Origin of the sequence: Desulfosporosinus lacus DSM 15449, from assembly GCF_900129935.1 — a bacterium.
Classification (GTDB): Bacteria; Bacillota; Desulfitobacteriia; order Desulfitobacteriales; family Desulfitobacteriaceae; genus Desulfosporosinus; species Desulfosporosinus lacus.
Map to the genome: position 1 here is coordinate 1 of NZ_FQXJ01000018.1, position 17,294 is coordinate 17,294.

At 41.6% G+C, this 17,294-nt stretch carries 13 protein-coding genes, 1 rRNA gene and 1 pseudogene; 12 read left to right on the forward strand and 3 right to left on the reverse strand.

Annotated elements, in window-relative coordinates:
* Nucleotides 1-84: 84 nt before the first annotated feature.
* The 12 genes and pseudogenes from rrf (at nt 85) to BUB11_RS28855 (ending at nt 14,651) form a co-directional block, all read left to right on the forward strand.
* Nucleotides 85-200: ribosomal RNA gene (gene rrf / locus BUB11_RS19910) — 5S ribosomal RNA — on the forward strand.
* A 671-nt stretch (nt 201-871) separates the two neighbouring features.
* On the forward strand, nt 872-2,968 hold the full coding sequence (locus BUB11_RS19920) for a sigma 54-interacting transcriptional regulator (RefSeq protein ID WP_073031670.1): 2,097 nt from the start codon (nt 872-874) through the stop codon (nt 2,966-2,968).
* A 280-nt stretch (nt 2,969-3,248) separates the two neighbouring features.
* Complete coding sequence (locus BUB11_RS19925) at nt 3,249-4,304, forward strand: uroporphyrinogen decarboxylase family protein (RefSeq protein WP_073031672.1); 1,056 nt, start codon at nt 3,249-3,251, stop codon at nt 4,302-4,304.
* 107 nt (nt 4,305-4,411) lie between these two features.
* Complete coding sequence (locus BUB11_RS19930; RefSeq protein WP_073031674.1) at nt 4,412-5,050, forward strand: cobalamin B12-binding domain-containing protein; 639 nt, start codon at nt 4,412-4,414, stop codon at nt 5,048-5,050.
* Nucleotides 5,051-5,063: 13 nt separating this feature from the next.
* Nucleotides 5,064-5,924: a dihydropteroate synthase gene (locus BUB11_RS19935; RefSeq protein ID WP_073031676.1), complete on the forward strand. Its 861-nt coding sequence runs from the start codon at nt 5,064-5,066 to the stop codon at nt 5,922-5,924.
* A 353-nt stretch (nt 5,925-6,277) separates the two neighbouring features.
* A complete protein-coding gene (locus BUB11_RS19940) occupies nt 6,278-8,116 on the forward strand; it encodes an ASKHA domain-containing protein (protein ID WP_073031822.1) in 1,839 nt (612 codons plus the stop codon).
* Nucleotides 8,117-8,159: 43 nt separating this feature from the next.
* Nucleotides 8,160-8,612 carry a 4Fe-4S dicluster domain-containing protein gene (locus BUB11_RS19945; protein ID WP_073031678.1) on the forward strand — a complete coding sequence of 151 codons (453 nt, stop codon included), beginning with the start codon at nt 8,160-8,162 and terminating at the stop codon, nt 8,610-8,612.
* Nucleotides 8,596-9,885: an NAD(P)/FAD-dependent oxidoreductase gene (locus tag BUB11_RS19950; protein ID WP_242947620.1), complete on the forward strand. Its 1,290-nt coding sequence runs from the start codon at nt 8,596-8,598 to the stop codon at nt 9,883-9,885. Before BUB11_RS19945 ends, BUB11_RS19950 begins: the two co-directional genes overlap by 17 nt.
* Before the next feature lies 1 nt (nt 9,886).
* The gene (locus BUB11_RS19955) at nt 9,887-11,971 is read left to right on the forward strand and encodes a molybdopterin-containing oxidoreductase family protein (RefSeq protein WP_073031680.1); all 2,085 of its coding nucleotides are present in this window, start codon (nt 9,887-9,889) and stop codon (nt 11,969-11,971) included.
* A complete protein-coding gene (locus BUB11_RS19960) occupies nt 11,968-12,561 on the forward strand; it encodes a 4Fe-4S dicluster domain-containing protein (protein WP_073031682.1) in 594 nt (197 codons plus the stop codon). Before BUB11_RS19955 ends, BUB11_RS19960 begins: the two co-directional genes overlap by 4 nt.
* Before the next feature lie 131 nt (nt 12,562-12,692).
* Nucleotides 12,693-14,336, forward strand: a pseudogene (locus tag BUB11_RS19965) (FAD-dependent oxidoreductase); the annotation flags it as partial.
* 186 nt (nt 14,337-14,522) lie between these two features.
* The gene (locus tag BUB11_RS28855; RefSeq protein ID WP_282434027.1) at nt 14,523-14,651 is read left to right on the forward strand and encodes a hypothetical protein; all 129 of its coding nucleotides are present in this window, start codon (nt 14,523-14,525) and stop codon (nt 14,649-14,651) included.
* 116 nt (nt 14,652-14,767) lie between these two features.
* On the opposite strand, the gene BUB11_RS19970 is transcribed toward BUB11_RS28855, so the two are convergent.
* The 3 genes from BUB11_RS19970 to BUB11_RS19980 are packed head-to-tail and all read right to left on the reverse strand — an operon-like array spanning nt 14,768 to nt 17,270.
* A complete protein-coding gene (locus BUB11_RS19970; RefSeq protein ID WP_073031686.1) occupies nt 14,768-15,649 on the reverse strand; it encodes a CoB--CoM heterodisulfide reductase iron-sulfur subunit B family protein in 882 nt (293 codons plus the stop codon).
* Entirely contained in the window at nt 15,639-16,196 is a 558-nt protein-coding gene (locus tag BUB11_RS19975; RefSeq protein ID WP_073031688.1) for a 4Fe-4S dicluster domain-containing protein, read from the reverse strand. The genes BUB11_RS19970 and BUB11_RS19975 overlap by 11 nt, the downstream gene beginning before the upstream one ends.
* 30 nt (nt 16,197-16,226) lie before the next feature.
* Nucleotides 16,227-17,270 (reverse strand): FAD-dependent oxidoreductase, encoded by a 1,044-nt coding sequence (locus BUB11_RS19980; RefSeq protein ID WP_073031690.1) that lies wholly within the window; start codon nt 17,268-17,270, stop codon nt 16,227-16,229.
* Nucleotides 17,271-17,294: the final 24 nt, after the last annotated feature.

Here is a 17,294-nt window from a genome sequence, read left to right on the forward strand (position 1 = left end):
TCAAATTTAATCGACACTACTAGAAGAAGACTCTGTGCAGTTTTGAGAGAACAGCGTTCGAAAGAATAGCAACCATCTCAGACATCTGGTGATCATGCCGGAGGGGTTCCACCCGTTCCCATATCGAACACGGAAGTTAAGACCTCCAGGGCCAAGGATACTTGGAGCATAGCTCCTGGGAAAGTAGGTCATCGCCAGGTAACAAGCGAGAGACCATCTCATTCAGAGATGGTCTTTCTTTATGTGTCATCCTTGCCACTTTATCTGGGGCGTCTTAAATTCGTCGGCGCCGACGAATTTGGAGAGTCGGGGTTCCACCAGTTCGGATCCACATTGCAGGAGTTTGCGTCACGAGTCGCAGTGTGGCGAAAAGCTCATTCCTTCGCCACGAAGTGTTCCTTTGTGGTAGGTGGCTCGGCGATACTCATCCTATGCCGATTAGTATTCTTTGGGGATCGCGGCTTCGGCGAAACCCTCCACTGGAGGCTTTCGTCACAGGACACTATCGTGCCTTTCGTTTCAGGGCCAAGTATATACTTGGAGCATAGCGCCGCTGCTGATATACAAGAACTGAAGAATAGCTTAGTAATTGCAAAAAGCAGGACAACGGTATGGATGTAGGGTTAGAAATTGATTGACCTGTTCGAGAGTAACTGGTAATATTATACTGATATAGATTATTAAAACTTATAAGTGTTTTGTTTACAGAAATCTATAATTAATTTATGCTTGGGATACGAGATTGGAAGTTGTATGCTTATCTGGTTTAGAGGAAACATAAATAATAGAATTTATATATTAATTACGCAAATGAATCAGAAAGAGGTGGACTGGTATAGGGAAAAAAGCCTTGTAAAAGGAGGAAATTAGAATGAAGGTTAAAAATGTAATGATTTCTAACCCATACACAGTCAGATCTGATCAAAGTCTTGCTGATGCAAGTAGGATTTATCTAGAACACGATGTTAATTGTGCACCTGTTGTGGGGGTAAATGATAGTATCGTGGGGATTATTACGATTTCTAAGGTGTTGGGATGCTTTTTATCGGGTTCTTCCCCAACAGCAAAAGTAAATGAATTCATGGATGATCCGCCAGGTGTAGTTTCAGAAAATTCAGACTTTGAAGAATTGGCAAATACTTGCACTCAGGACATGGAACGCATGCTTGTTTTAGATCAAAACAAGAAACTAACGGGAATTCTTTCCCGAGTGGAGCTAATTAATAAGGTTAACTTAGCTTGGGAAGAAACTAGAAATGAACTTAGAGTAGTGTTACAGTCAGTTAGTCATGCAATTATCGCTTTTGATAAAATCGGTTCAATATACCTTTTCAATAAAGGCGCAGAAATTCTCTTAGGGATTAGTAGTAAGGAAGCTTCTGAGCAGCGCTATGAAGGAGTTCTGCCTCAGTGGATATGGAAGGAAGTCATTGCGGACGGTCAGGCACGGTTTGGATTTAGATTAGAAGTTAACAATAAGAGGGTAATTGGAAATGCGACCCCTATATACGTCAATGGGAACATAACAGGTACAGTTGTCGTTTTGCAAGATTTATCGGAAGTGGAAAACTTAACTTTAGAATTATCAAGGGTCAGGGAATTAAAAGTTGAGTTGGATAATATTATAGAGTGTTCTTATGACGGAATGCTGGTAGTTAATACCGAAAGAGTAGTTCTAAGGGCCAATAAGAGCGCAATGCAGCTTTTTAATCTGATAGATTATAGCCAGAATTGTATATTAAGTGATATTGAATCCGAAGTTGCTAGTTGTTTGGATGAAATGGCTGTTAACATTATTCAGCAAAAGAAAACCCTTACCAAAGGTTACACCAAGTTTGATGGACAGGAGATTATGATTACTGGTAATCCGCGCTTTGCTCTAGATGGAAAGGTAATACAGGTCATATTTAATATGAGGGATATGACAGAATTGCAACGGCTTAAGTTTCAAGTAGAACAAGCGAAGGAAGAGAAATTGCGTTATTCAGTCGAGTTACTAGAGTTAAGGGGAAAGCTGCTAAAAGAAGATTTAATTACTAAGAGTCCTGAGATGGAGCCTGTTCTAGAGCTAATGGTACGTGTATCGCAAGTTGAATCGACAGTTCTGATCACAGGAGAATCAGGGGTGGGTAAGGAAGTAGCCGCTAAGAGAATTCACAGACTAAGTCGAAAGGAAAATGGTCCGTTTATTACGATTAACTGTGGAGCAATACCTGAAAATCTTATGGAATCTGAACTTTTCGGTTATGAAAAAGGATCCTTTACCGGAGCTGGTAAAGAGGGCAAAATAGGCTTAATGGAGGCTGCTAATGGTGGAAATATCTTCCTTGATGAGATCGGAGAACTTCCTTTAAATTTACAAGTTAAGCTTTTAAGAGTTATCCAAGAAAAAGTTATCTATCGTATTGGCGGCATAAAACCTATAACCCTTGATGTACGCATTATCGCAGCTACCAATCGTAATCTGAAGGAAATGGTAAGGAAAAAAACCTTTCGAGAGGATTTATTCTATCGTTTGAATGTTGTACAAATTGAAATTCCACCATTACGCCAGCGTAGAGAAGATATTTTACCTTTGAGTCAGTATTTTCTAAGTAAATATTGTTCTAAATATAATAAACAAAAAAGAATTAGTCCACAAGTTTTTAAAATTTTCGAAAGCTATTATTGGCCAGGTAATATTCGTGAGTTGGAAAATGTTATAGAAAGAGCAGTCATTCTGAGTCAAGGGGATTCAATAGATGTTAACCACTTACCGGAAAACTTGTATGTTGTGCATAATGAACAGGCTGAGATTGAAGTTATAGTTAGAGGAATTACCTCATTAAACGATGGAGTTCAGTTGATGGAAAAGGAATTATTAAGAAAAGCACTTGGAACAGAGAAAAGCAGTAGAAAAACAGCTCTACTTTTAGGGATAACTCATACTACTGTGTTGCGAAAAGCTAAACAATATGAGTTGCTATAAATAGTGGCACTGCGAAGTTCCGATTGGAATTTTGGCGTTCCAATCGAAGAAAAGGAGATTTTGGTCAATCCATAAAGCCATTTAAGATAAATAAAGGATGCGCGGAACATTAACGTTCCGCGCATCCTTTTATTTGTTATCAAATTTTCAGAAAAATCCATATTATCAGATCTTTTAACAGTTGGCATAAGTATTGCATTTTATAATTGGAAACTGTTCTGTAATTTATCTACTAATTTCCAATCGAGTAAATTTATTTAAAGAAGGGAGCTTATAAAACATGACCAATGAAATCCAGCACATTCGGGCTAGTGTCGGTTTTTATCCCAACTGGTGGCACAAGAATTATGGAATTGCTTATGGTAAAAAGTACTACTATGACCCGGATTACCGAGTTGAAACCCAAATGAAACAAATGAAATTACTACATGAGCGCTTTGGAGATATAGGGCTAGGCAACCCTGATCCCCAACCAAACCCTTTTGTCGATTACGGTATGGCCTTGGTCCCTGAATTATTCGGTGTTGAAACCAAGTTTTTTGATGATGCTTTGCCGTGGTCAATTCCAGCCAACATGTCCGAAGAACAAATCAATAGCCTAGTCGTACCAGACGTGTTGAACACTCATCCTATGACTGAGATTATAAGACAAATGGATTATTTAGAGAAGAAATACGGACGGGTTACAGGAAACATCAATACTTGTGGAATTCAGAACTTAGCATTAAAACTGCGTGGTGATGATCTGTACACGGATTTCTATGTGAACTCAGATCTGGTACACAAGGTAATGAATATTTGCTTGGAAACTATTATTCCCTTAGCTAATTATGTGAGAAGTCGTACCGGTACATTAGCATCTTCTGTTACCCCTATGGCTCCCCCAGAAATGTACATTACTCCGAACTGCACTACAGCGCAAATCTCCAATGAATCCTATGAGGAATTTATTTTGCCCTATGAAATGAAGCTTGCCAATGCATTACAACCTTTTGGTATTCACCATTGCGGGTCTGTTGATAATGTAGTGGAGGGGTACAGTAAAATCAAAAATATGCAATTTATTGAAGTGGGGCCCTTGACAGACCTGCGTAGGGTGAGAGAACTAATGCCTACTATTTTTATAAATGCTAGGATTTGTCCTGTCCGTATGCTTCAGTGTACAACTGAAGAAATTGAGCAAGATGTCAAACGTCTCGTTGACACGGGAGGTCCTTACGAGTTGTTATCTATTGATGCGGTAGGGCTTGATTATGGAACGCCGGATGAGAACGTACGGACCATGCTAAATACCGCGAAAAACTACAGCGCAGAAAAGATCGCTGAGGGGAAATAATTCCTGGAACCAATTAGGAGCACTCATCCTTTACTATAAGCAGTGGTCATCGATTATAAACCCAGGTGGTTAAAACTAATTAAACATTTTGAATGGGGGGAAGCATGATGGCAGTATTAGAAGACATCAAAAATTCAATTATTACTTACAAGCCTGCAAAGACAAAAGAGTTTTGCCAACAAGCTCTAGACGAAGGAATCGAGCCACAGTTAATTTTAAGTGAGGGTCTGATCGCTGGCATGGCGGTTATTGGTGAGAAATTCAAGTTAAATAAGATTTACGTACCGGAAGTATTAATCGCCGCTAAATGTACTCATGCAGGACTAGATATTTTAAAACCTATTTTGGCTGCTGCAAAGGCTGTTTCGTTAGGCAAAGTGGTACTGGGAACAGTTAAGGATGACCTCCATGATATTGGCAAAAACCTTGTGGCTATGATGCTGGAGGGTGCAGGTTTTGAAGTTATTAATTTAGGCGTTAATATTGACCCGGAAAAATTCATCGAGGCAATCAAAGAATATCAACCAGAAATTATTGCGATTTCGAGCCTGATAACTTCGACTTTGCCTAATGTAGAGGCGACCATTAAAGCAATCGTAGATGCGGGTCTTCGTGAGCAGGTTAAAATTATGATTGGTGGAGCACCGGTAACTGAAGAGTGGGTATTGCAAATTGGTGGAGATGGGTTTGGTAAAGATGCCACTGCGGCAGTTGATGCAGCTAAGAAGTTAATTGGGGTTGCTTAAAGGAGGAAAGAGAATGTTTCATACCGAGGTTCGCAGCAAGAACGCAATAGTCACCATCGGTAGGGATTTGCCCGCAGTTATCATTGGTGAACGAATTAATCCCACAGGCAAAAAGAAATTTGGTCAGGCACTCTTGGCTAAAGATTTTGAGTATGTTAGACGCGAGGCGATAGCACAGGTTGAACAGGGTGCAGATATTCTGGACGTAAATGTAGGAGTAGCAGGTGTCGATGAGATCGCTATGTTACCAGAGGTCGTCAAAATAGTGTCTGAAACTGTTGATGTACCTCTATGTATAGACTCGTCTAATCCGATGGCTTTGGCAGCAGCGCTAAAAGTATACGAAGGTAAGGCCTTAGTTAACTCAGTAACGGGTGAGGAAAAATCCCTTGTGAGTGTTCTTCCGCTGATTAAGGAATATGGCGCAGCAGTTGTCGGCTTACTTATGGATGATACCGGTATTCCCAATGATCCTGAAAAAAGATTGGCTATCGCATTCAAAATTGTCGAACGTGCTGAAAAGCTAGGCATTGAACGATCCAATATTATCATTGATTGCTTGACTATGACAGTAAGTTCGGACCACAATGCAGCCACTGTTACCCTGAAAACCATTGAGAGGATTGTGGAGGAACTAGGTTCTAATATTATTCTGGGGATTAGCAATGTTTCGTTTGGCTTACCTGATCGAAATAGTATTACTAGAACTATGATAGCTATGGCCTTAAAGGCGGGTTTGACCTGCATAATTATGGATCCAACGGCAGAGGGTATGCGGCGAACAGTTAAAACTTCTGATCTTCTCTTGGGACGGGATGAGTGGTCTTTGAACTACTTGGCAGAATACCGACAGTACTCTGAACCACAAGCCTAGTTTTTATAGAAACCTTGCTTCTTGGGGAAACAAGGCCAATATAATTTAAATATTCTTATTGAGTAAGAGTGGGGACGTACAATGCATAAGGAGGAAATTATTGCATGTGAGGTTTTTAAGGAAGAATTTCTCAGGGTTTAAAAACACCTCCAGGGAACAGTATCTTTTTGCTTCAGGAATTGTATTGTACCCCTGAGTTACTAAAGCATGAAATACAAAAGCAGATAGATCTCCTTGCTCAACAAGGAGATCTAGACTGCATCTATTTAGGCTACGGTTTGTGTGGCAATGATGGTGTGGGGGTAAAGTCATGTTCACCTGCAGAACCTAGTAAACCCATTGGAGGTGCGAAAATGCAAAATTTTAAGATTAAATTTCTACCTCAAAATGTAGAAGTTTTGGTTCCAGCAGGTACCAGTGTGGTTGAAGCAGCAGACTTGGCGAGGGTCGGCATTGAGCCTACCCCTTGTGGACGGCGTGGAACCTGTGGTAAATGTATAATCCTTTGCCAGGATTATTCGAGAGTACCTACAATCATCGAAAAGGAAAAGATTATCAATACTAAGCTGGATCAGGGGTGGAGATTAGCCTGTCAAACGATTATTACCCAAGACATGGTTATCGAAGTACCATGTCAATCTACTGGAAGGTTAATTAAAGCCTTATTATCTCGGCCTAAAAGCTCCATAGAAATTCTACCTACGATTATTAAGTACTATCTTAAAGTCCCTCCACCAACGATGACGGATCAAAGGGCTGATTGGGATCGAGTTGAAGGTCTGCTGCCTGATCCTGATCTTCAAAAAGAGTTAGACTTGACCTTGTTAAGGAATTTGCCCGAATTAATGAGAAAAAACAACTTTGAAATTACTGTCGTGACCTACAGAGGGAAAGTGATTACAGTCGAGGCGGGAGACACAACAACTGTTGGTTATGGCTGTGCTATAGACATCGGGACAACAACGGTAATTTGTAGTTTGCATGATCTGTTTAATGGACAAGAAATCGCTGTTGCCTCAGCGTTCAATCCACAGCGAACCTACGGAGCCGATGTTCTTTCTCGGATCGATTTTTCTCGAGCGAACAATAATTTGGAAAAATTACAAAGTATAATTATCGATCAAGTTAATGACTTGATTGATGAAGTAATATCCCAAGCAGGGATTAATAGGTCGGACATTTATTTACTCAGTGTCGTGGGAAATACAACGATGCAGCACTTGTTTCTGGGACTTCCTTCTCGTTATATTGCTACACCGCCCTTTGTCGGAACTCTTTATGCAGGGCTTAGCTTTGATTCCAGAGATTTAGGTATTCAAATTAATGACAGAGGTAAAGTAGCATTGTTACCTAATGTGGCGGGGTATGTTGGAGCTGATATTGTGGCAGGAGTATTGGCTACGGGCACCTACAAGCATGACGCTCCTTGCATCTTAATTGATGTGGGTACGAATGCTGAAATTGTTTTAGCAGCGCATGGCTTATTATATGCTTGCTCAGCTGCTGCAGGACCCGCTTTTGAAGGAGCCAACATTTGTTATGGCATGAGAGCGGAAACGGGTGCAATCGATCGGGTATGGATGGAGGACGGTAAGCCAAACTATAGTGTTATCGGACAGATTCCAGCACTGGGTTTATGCGGGTCGGGTTTAGTAGATGTAATTGCCGTATTGCTAAGTATTGGGCTTATCGATTTTAGCGGACGTCTTTTGACTCGTGATGAAGCAATCCCGATCGTGGGGGAAACATTGGCTGAAAGTTTAGTAGAAAACGAAGATGGTGATGAATTTATCATAGTCAATAATGAATTTCAGAAAGTAAGTCTCACACAAAGGGATATTCGTCAAGTTCAGTTAGCTAAAGGTGCCATACTGGCTGGAATTCGAATTATGATCAAGGAAATGGGAATAAAGTTGGAAGATATTAAACTGTTTAATTTAGCAGGTTCCTTTGGCAATGTACTTAACAAAGTGAATGCTCAAATAGTGGGTCTAATCCCGACTGGAATATCTTTAAGCAAAGTTGAATACGCAGGGAATTCGGCACATGTTGGAGCGCAAATCAATCTATTGCGTGCGGATACTGAAGAAATCGCGAATTCAGTCGCTAAAAATATTAAATATATTGAGCTTTCAGATCGAGCTGATTTTACGGAAGAGTTTACAAATGCAATGTTTTTTGGTGAGGAGTAACCGTAAACTATAGTTTGATTCGAGAGAGGGAGATGGGGATGGGATGCAAAAAATTTACTATCAAGCAAAACATTGTGATGGATGCCTAGCTTGTGAAGTTGCTTGTATCGAAAAGAAATCTCTGACTAAGAGTCTATTTATGGCAAAGATGGAACAACCCGTTCCTAAAGCAAGGATTAGTTTTGAGAAGTTCGGTAACCATTATTGGGCTTCGATATGTCAAAACTGTGTTGAGGCGATGTGTGTTGGGGCCTGTATGACCGGCGCAATGCAGTATTCCGAAACAGGTGAAGTTGTTCACAATCTGGAGCAGTGTGTTGGCTGCTGGATGTGCGTTATGGTTTGTCCATTTGGTGCAGTCGTACCGCTTGAGGATGCTAAAAAGGTTAGTAAATGTGACTTGTGTAAGGATGAAAAAACCCCCCCTTGTGTTGTAGCATGTACGCGGAAGGCCCTATGTTATTGTACTCCGGAAGATTATGAAAACGAAGGTTGAGGTGATGGGCATGCGATATCTCATCATTGGTAATAGTGCTGCAGGAATCTTTGCGGCAGAAACAATCCGGGGATTAGACTCTAACGGGAAAATCACGATGATTTCCAAAGAAGATTGTTTGCCCTACTCGCGATGCCTGACTTCTTATTTTTTAGGGAAAGAAATTTCAGAAGAAGGCATGAATATTCGAAATAAGGACTTTTACACTCAAACAGGTATTGACTTTAGAGGGGGAAACGCTGAAAGGGTGGATTCAGATTATAAATGTGTCTGGTTAGACTCTGGGGAAAAGGTTGGCTATGATAAATTGCTGATTGCGACAGGTGCTTCTCCTTTTAGTCCACCCCTTGAGGGGAGTGACATGAAAGGCGTATTTCAGCTACGCACCTCAGCAGATGCCAAAGCAATGGCTGAGTTTGCACCGAAGGTAAAAACTGCGGTCGTCATGGGTGCAGGGCTCGTAGGTCTTAAAGGAGCCCATGGGCTTCATGAACTTGGGATTAAGGTCATCGTTGTAGGGTCCGCGCCTTACCTTATGCGGTACTCGACGGATCCCGAATCATCAGAAATCCTAATAAGATTATTAGAAAATGACGGTTATCGTATACTGCTGAATACTAAAGCAGAGAGAATCCTCGGTGAAAGGAATTCTGAGGGACGGATGGCAGTCAGTGGTGTGGTTCTTAATTCTGGTGAACATATTCCCTGCCAAATGGTTCTCAAGGCAATTGGCGTACGACCTAATGTTCAGTTGGTTGAAGGTAGTGGGGTATTCGTGAATAAAGGTATTGTTGTTGATGAGGAAATGGAGACCCATGTCAAGGATATCTATGCTGCTGGTGATGTTGCTGAGGCGGATGATTTCTTACAGGGCGGAAAAAGCGTGAGTGCTTTATGGCCTACTGCTACAGAACAAGGAATTATTGCCGGCTATAATATGGCAGGTGTAAAGCGGAGCTACCCAGGCGCGCTGGCTTTAAATTCAGCTGTGATTTGCGGAGTGGGACTTATTTCCGCGGGAATCATGAATTTGCCTCCTGGAGAAGGCATTGTGCTAAAGGCAGTGGAACCAAAGCGAAATTTCTATCGTAAATTCGTGATCAAAGACGGTCGTTTGATTGGGATGATTATGGTCGGGAAAATCGAAGGAGCAGGTATCTTAAGTGGCTTGATTAGGAAGAAAGCAAAGGTTGACCTAAACTACCTAAACTATTTATTAACTAACCCAGTTAAATATCAAGGATACTTTCCGGTGGGCAAAGGGGGGGAGTAAAATGGGCTTCTATGTTAGACCAAAATCCTTAGGCCTAAACAGTAAACCGCTAGAACCGGATGATAACTTAAGGACGTCTATTTGCTGCCTTTGTAACGGTGGGTGTGGGCTAAAAGTGAGTCTAGATCATGAGGGAAAAGTACAAGCGGTTTTCGGTGACTTGGATAATCCCTATAATAAGGGGAAAATTTGCGCCAAACCCATGGAAATTGCCCAGACCCTATACGGACCGTACCGTGTAGAGTATCCAATGAAAAAAGTAGACGGTAAGTTTGAAAGAATTACCTGGGATGAGGCTTTAAAGCTTATTGCCCAAAAATATAACCATTATATTCAAGAAAGTGGAACCGGATCTATTGTAGGTATTACCTCCAAAATTGGTGGTTCTTACAGTAAATTAGCTCATGTCATCTTCTCTAAGTTAACTGGTATGGTCAATTACGGAACAGGACCTATCTGTATGGAGTCGGAATTTAATGTGCGCAAAGAAATATTTGGTAATGGGTCTTCATCTGGACCTCTTTCGGATGTGGTAAAATCCAAAATCCTGCTGATTGTGGGTAATAATTGTGCCCAAACGAAAGCCGGACAGTTTCACTGGATTCTGGAAGCCAAGCGGCAAGGAACAAAGATAGTGGTTATTGATACACGTTTTACTGAGACCGCTCAGGTGGCAGACCGTTTTATCCAGATCAGACCGGGCACGGACGGGGCTTTGGGAATGGCCTTACTGAAGTTTATTATTGAAAATGATCTCTATGATCAATCCTTTGTCACTGAACACACTAATGGATTTGAACAATTGGCACAGGCAGTTGAGTCATTTTCCTTGGAGCGTGCAGCGGACATAACTGGGGTCCCTAGTAACGTTATTCAGGAATTAGCTCGTGATTTAGCTTCGCGCCAACCTGGTATGCTTTTTGAAGGAAGGGGTATTGTCTGCGTCAATAATGCTGGTGCCTCAATTAGAGCATTTGAAGACCTAATGTCCATCCTGGGTAATGTTGGTAAAGAAGGAGCAGGAATTATTTCGCATATCAACAATTACGGAAGTGCAAAAGACCTTATTCCCAAAAAAGATGTTGTAAAATCTGATCGCAAGAGATCTGCAGAGGCCCTCTACCAAGCCATGGAAGAGGGGGAAATTAAGATGCTCTTTATTGCAGGAAATCCCTGTGTCAATTGGCCTGACAGCAGACGTATGACCAAGGCTATCCAGGGATTGGATTTTGTCGTCAGCCATACTTTGTTTTTGGATGACTCAGCTATGCAAGCCGATATTGTTCTCCCTGCAACTCACTGGTTGGAGGAAGCAGGCGTACAGGCAAGTGTTCATCGGGTCTTGCAGTGGAAGGATCAAGCAGCAGCGACTTATGCTGAAGCGAGATCGGGTGGAGATTTGTTCCGCCAGTTGGCGAAGCATATGGGTTTAGAGACTTCGTATTTTCCAGACTCGCCCCAAAAAGCCTGGGAGCTGGAAAGAACCCATAATAAGAGCATTGAGGGCATTACAGTGGAACGTATGCGGAAAACGCCAGGTGGTGTGCACTTTCCGTGTTCGGAAGACGGGCAGGAAGCCGAACGTTTATACGAAAGCGGTGTATTCCCTACAACCTCCGGAAAAGTTGAATTGGCTAGAGCAAATGATATCGCCATAGAGTATATAGAGGTATTTGATTCCCCTGGTAATCAGGGGGTCAGCCGTGAGAAATACCCCTACCTCTTGAGTACAAATAAGGTAGCAAGCCACTACCATACAATTTGCCAATACAGCAATTGGGCTCGGGAAATGGAAAAACAACCCTACGTTGAAATACATCCTCAGACAGCAGCAGAGTTAGGAGTAATCGACGGGGAGCAAGTTAGATTAGAGACGGTAACGGGTTCCCTTGTTTTGTCGGCAAGAATTACCCTAAGTGTGCCAAGAGGGTACTTCTCTACCCAACCTTATTTCGGATTACATTCGCCTTATGGGCAAACACCGGCCAATTCTCTTTTCCCAGTAGCCGTCGATCCTGTCGGAGGGAATTTTGCTAATAAAAACATTATGTGTACTGCTAAAGCCGAAAGGGGGCAGGGACAATGAGTCAGTTGGCCATGTTAGTGGATGGATCACGCTGCATCGCCTGTAAGAGCTGTTCCGTTGCCTGTATGCAGGAAAATGGTCTGCAGAGCAATTCCTGGTTAAGGGTAAGGCGGCGGGAACTATTAACAGATCATTTGGTCAGATACTATAATCCTCAGTCCTGCCGACACTGTGCAGATCCCATTTGCCTCTCGGTTTGTCCGGTTGGTGCAATTAAGCGTGGCGATGATGGATTTGTTATCCACGATGTTGAATGTTGTATTGGCTGTCAGGTCTGTGTAACAGCTTGCTCATATAGCGGAATAAAGATTATGACGAACGGGAAAGTAGGGAAATGTTCATTTTGCAGTCATCTTTTACAACAGGGCAAAGAACCTGCGTGTGTAACCGTTTGCCCTGTTGATGCTCGGGTTTTCGGTGAACGAGAAGAGCTTATTCGTGAAGCCGGTTTACGTATGACAAATTTGGCATCAAGGGGTATAAGTGTACATCTGGAAGGTACAGAAAAAGAACTGACTAATGTATTATACCTTTTAAATAACACTGCGACTCAGACTATAGGTGATTCTAAGGAAGAAGTTAAGGCCTAGGCGTTGCGCGTCAATATCTTTAAGGAGCAAATCTTCACAAAATGATGAGGAGTTTGAGCTTGTATAAAGTGAAACGGCCAAATACTTGGTGAATTTCATGATCCTATTTAAGAATATGAGGAGGAGTAGTTATGAGGAAAAAGGTGTTAATCGTAGGTGGTGTAGCTGGTGGAGCCTCAGTAGCAGCAAGACTTAGACGACTCGATGAAAATGCTGAAATAATTATGTTTGAAAGGGACGAGTATATTTCCTTTGCGAATTGTGGTTTGCCGTATTACATTGGGGGATCAATCAAGGAAAGAGACAATCTTCTAGTGCAAACCCCTGAAGGGATGAAGAATCGATTTAACATAGATGTACGAATTAACAGTGAGGTTATTTGCATAGATACTCATCAAATGGTAGTAAAAGTAAGAAGTGAAGAACGTGGTGAGTATAAAGAACCGTATGACTATCTAGTTTTATCTCCTGGAGCAAGAGCAATCAAACCTAATATAGAAGGTATAGACAGTCAGAAAATCTTTACTTTAAGAAATATACGGGATACGGATAAGATTAAAACCTATGTGAGCGAAAATGAAATTAATAGTGCAGTAGTTATTGGTGGTGGCTTTGTCGGAGTTGAAATGGCCGAAAATTTGAAGCAAAGAGGGCTTGAAGTTGCTTTAGTAGAGGCAGCTCCTCATATACTGGCAACCTTTGATTCAGATATTGTGGTAGCGGTCGAAAAGGAGCTTTCGGACAATGGCGTTAAAGTAATTTTAAATGACGGAGTAAAAGCGTTTAAAGATGAGGAGAGCAGCGTTGAAATAACCTTAAATAGTGGCAAAAAATTGCATGCAAATTTAGTCATTTTGGCCATAGGTGTTATACCGGATACTGAATTTCTCGAGGAGAGCGGAATTAAGCTTGGAACCAAGGGACACATATTAGTCAATGAAAAAATGGAAACAAATGCTGCCAATGTATTGGCAGTAGGAGATGCCATTGAAGTCGTCGATTTTGTAAATAGGCTAAATTCAACAGTTCCGTTAGCTGGACCGGCAAATAAGCAAGGGAGAATTGCGGCAGACAATATTGCAGGCTTAGGCACTACTTACAAGGGTACACAGGGTACCTCAATTATTAAGGTTTTTAAATTAACCGCCGCTTGTACGGGTAATAATCAAAGAACTTTAAATAGATTGAATATGTCTAATAAAACGATTACTATTCATCCCTTCTCGCATGCAACCTATTATCCAGGAGCCCAGATGTTGACCTTAAAGCTGATTTTCAATGAGGAAGGTAAAATACTAGGGGCTCAAGGTGTTGGCAATGATGGCGTGGATAAAAGAATGGACGTCATAGCGACAGTGATTAGACTGGGTGGAACCGTCACAGATTTATCTGAGTTAGAACTCTGCTATGCACCTCCATTTTCTTCAGCTAGAGATCCGGTCAATCTGGCGGGCTATGTTGCTGAGAATGTTTTAGCTGGCAGAGTGGAGATTCTTACAGCTGAGCAATTTAGGGCTTATCCAAAAGAAAACACGATACTATTAGATGTGCGTACTGAAAAGGAAGTTAGTAAAAAAGGATACATCGAGGGAGCTGTCAACATACCTGTAGATAGCCTCAGAGAAAGAATAGGAGAGCTTGATAAGGGTAAAGAGATCCTCGAATATTGTCAAATTGGCCTGAGAGGATATGTAGCTGCTCGATTTTTAACTCAAAACGGCTTTAAAGTCAAGAACTTAGATGGAGGGTATGTATCTGTTTTAAGATCAAAATACAAGCGGAATTGAGGTCAATAATTCGATTACTTAATTTGTCACGTACTAATGTTTCTACCCTTGTGCGTTTCGTGGCATAAATTATAATAATAGTTTTTGCAGAACAAAGGGGTGTATATGCAGTGAGGTCAACAATAGTTTCAAAATATCTAGAGTAAAGGACATTACAGAAGGGAGGGCATCGTAATGGGTCTAAAAGTAAAAGTTTCGAATTTTTTTATTGATAACCATGGTCCGGAATTGTTGTTAATTATTTCAAGTGTTGTGATAGTAGTACTCATGATTCAAGACGTAATATCGGTAGTCCGACCATGAATTAAACAACAGTCTTGACACCCTTCAAGAGTGATTTCTGAAAAACATAGAATACAACAAAACCCCCGTTCCCTAGCATCCAATGCGCTAGGGAGCGGGGGTTTTCAGAATAACAATTATGCTAGTGTTAACTTCTCTCGCCAGGGAAAAGAATTGACTAACATTTTGTGTAATCCGACTTCCTTAACTGTGTACCCTAAGGCTAATCCTATGAGTTGAGTAAAAAATACCACGGGTATTTGCTTACCTTTTGCCTGTAGTGCGTGGAGCCGGAACTCCAGATTAGAATGACATAGCGGGCAAGCAACCGCAATAACATCTGCTCCAGAGGCTATGGCTTGACGCAGGACTTCATCCGTTCTTAAGTTAGCCAGATCGGGACCGCAGAGAGAATGGCTTCCACCGCAACATTCACTCTTATGAGACCAGTCCCTCACATCTGCACCCAGAGCTCCCAGAAGGTTATCCATACTTTGAGGATTTTCAGAGCTGTCAGATTCGGGATCAGACTCGGAATTGGGTCTTACCGTTAAGCATCCATAATAGCATACAACTTTTAAATCTGTGAAACGGTACTTCGAACTTTGTTTGATGCTCTTCGAAATGGAAAGATCGGATAACAACTCTAGTATATGAATAACACTGACTGCTTGGACCCCTGCTAAACTTTCTCCAACCAATTGACTAGCTAATTGGCGTTTCTGAGGATCTTGAAGTTCAAGGCTTGATCGTTTTAGATTACTGTAACAAGCGGCACACGGAGCGGTAACGGTATTAAAACCACTCTTGCCAACAAGATGCAAGTTCCTTGCGCCTAAGGTTAGGTTGAGCGAATGATCAATACTGTGAGCTGACGTTGCTCCACAACAATTCCAATCGTTTGGCTCCTGCAAATTAATTCCGACTTTGCCACATACAAGTCGAGTGGAGGTATCAAAAGGCTTTGCTAAGCCATGAAGTGAGCAACCAGGAAAATAAGATACAGTTTTACTTGCCATGGCCTTTGCTCCCTCCTTTCTCTACTCTTTTTATTGCAAGACGATAGGATTTATCTGGTCTGTGTGGAGGTTTGATATCTACTCTCATGCGAGTTATGAGATCTTTCATCAGTTTTAACGGTGGCAGTGGTGTGCCTTTCAAAGTTAATGCCATGGTTAACATTGATTCATGCGATCTTCCAAAGGCCTTTACTTGTTTAATGTATAATTTATGGAATTGTATCTGTTCATTTGACTTAGTGGTAGATTCTACACATGCCATCTCTCTTAACGTGTCCATTAAACTAGTAGTCTTAATTTTTGCTGGACAACGGTCCTCACATATATGGCAGGATACGCACATCCATATCGCCCGGCTGTCTAACAGAATTTTGCGCTGATTAAGCTTAATTAATTGGATAATTTGGCGCGGACCATACTCCATAAGCTCAATTCCACTGCATCCTCCCGTACAAGTGCCGCATTGTATACAGGCATCCATGTTCACATCACAGAGATCCTCTACTTCAGTTTGCAATGTGGAATTACCGGTTATTACCATAGTCATCGGAGACCCTCCCTTCCCATTAATCCCCCATTACTTTGCGGCTCCCCGATTGGATTGAAGATAACCTAAAACTCCAGCTGCGGCTGCACTGCCTTGATTTAATGCATCTTTAACATCACAAGGAAAACCACAGGCACCAGCATAGAATATACCTTTTGTTAGGCTCATTGGATTTTCACTTTCCGCCATTGGGATTGGTAAGATAAAACCATTAGTATCAAGTTTACCCCCAACCTGACTGACCAGTGAGTTAGTACTTTGACTTGGAACCATTGCCGTTGCTAGTACTACCAGATCGGCTTCCAATTCCAAAGGAACACCCATCAATGTATCTTCCGCTCGAATCAACAATCTGCCATTGGTAGGTATCACTTTTCCTACTCTGCCGCGAATATACTTTACGTGTTGATTTTCCATTGCTCCACGGACGAATTCTTCTCCGTTCTTAAAGTTAGATCGTATATCCATATAGAACACATACACTTGGGCTTTTGGTTGAGCTTTCTTTAGTTCCAAAGCCTGTTTGGCGGTGTACATACAACATATTTTTGAACAATAAGGCATTCCTTTGCTCCGGTCACGTGAACCTACGCATTTTATAAACACGGCAGTCTTAATAGGCCTCTTTAAAATTGCCTCTTCCTGATGTTCAAAATCAATACCTGTAATGACTCCAGGATAACGTCCGTATCCATATTCGCCATATTTCTTGCCATTAAAATTATCGAATCCGGTTGCGATGACAGCGGCGGTGAATATCTGCTCTTTTGGATTTCCAGAGCTTAAAAAACTTGCTATAATAGTGCCATCAGCCTGCTGGAGTTTGTCAACTTCAGTACCTAACATCACAGTAATCTTAGAATTTTCTTTGATAATCTGGGCTTTTTGTTTAACTAAAGTTGACCCGACTGTGAGATCCGGAAACAAAGCGCCATATTCTTTCACATGACCTCCAAGACTCTTGTCCTTATCAACCAAGGCAACTTCCCTTCCAGAGGCAGCTATATCTATGGCAGCCTGCATGCCAGCAACCCCTCCGCCGATAACCAGTACACCCTCATTAAGCATTTTCATGCTCCTTTCACCTTGAATTTAAGA

Excerpts from the sequence above, each read along its gene's own strand:
- BUB11_RS19975 (WP_073031688.1), bottom strand. The coding sequence starts at position 16,196 with ATGACTATGGTAATAACCGGTAATTCCACATTGCAAACTGAAGTAGAG.
- BUB11_RS19945 (WP_073031678.1), top strand. The coding sequence starts at position 8,160 with ATGCAAAAAATTTACTATCAAGCAAAACATTGTGATGGATGCCTAGCT.
- BUB11_RS19970 (WP_073031686.1), bottom strand. The coding sequence starts at position 15,649 with ATGGCAAGTAAAACTGTATCTTATTTTCCTGGTTGCTCACTTCATGGC.
- BUB11_RS19980 (WP_073031690.1), bottom strand. The coding sequence starts at position 17,270 with ATGAAAATGCTTAATGAGGGTGTACTGGTTATCGGCGGAGGGGTTGCT.
- BUB11_RS28855 (WP_282434027.1), top strand. The coding sequence starts at position 14,523 with ATGGGTCTAAAAGTAAAAGTTTCGAATTTTTTTATTGATAACCATGGT.
- BUB11_RS19925 (WP_073031672.1), top strand. The coding sequence starts at position 3,249 with ATGACCAATGAAATCCAGCACATTCGGGCTAGTGTCGGTTTTTATCCC.
- BUB11_RS19955 (WP_073031680.1), top strand. The coding sequence starts at position 9,887 with ATGGGCTTCTATGTTAGACCAAAATCCTTAGGCCTAAACAGTAAACCG.
- BUB11_RS19935 (WP_073031676.1), top strand. The coding sequence starts at position 5,064 with ATGTTTCATACCGAGGTTCGCAGCAAGAACGCAATAGTCACCATCGGT.
- BUB11_RS19930 (WP_073031674.1), top strand. The coding sequence starts at position 4,412 with ATGGCAGTATTAGAAGACATCAAAAATTCAATTATTACTTACAAGCCT.
- BUB11_RS19950 (WP_242947620.1), top strand. The coding sequence starts at position 8,596 with ATGAAAACGAAGGTTGAGGTGATGGGCATGCGATATCTCATCATTGGT.
- BUB11_RS19920 (WP_073031670.1), top strand. The coding sequence starts at position 872 with ATGAAGGTTAAAAATGTAATGATTTCTAACCCATACACAGTCAGATCT.
- BUB11_RS19960 (WP_073031682.1), top strand. The coding sequence starts at position 11,968 with ATGAGTCAGTTGGCCATGTTAGTGGATGGATCACGCTGCATCGCCTGT.
- BUB11_RS19940 (WP_073031822.1), top strand. The coding sequence starts at position 6,278 with ATGCAAAATTTTAAGATTAAATTTCTACCTCAAAATGTAGAAGTTTTG.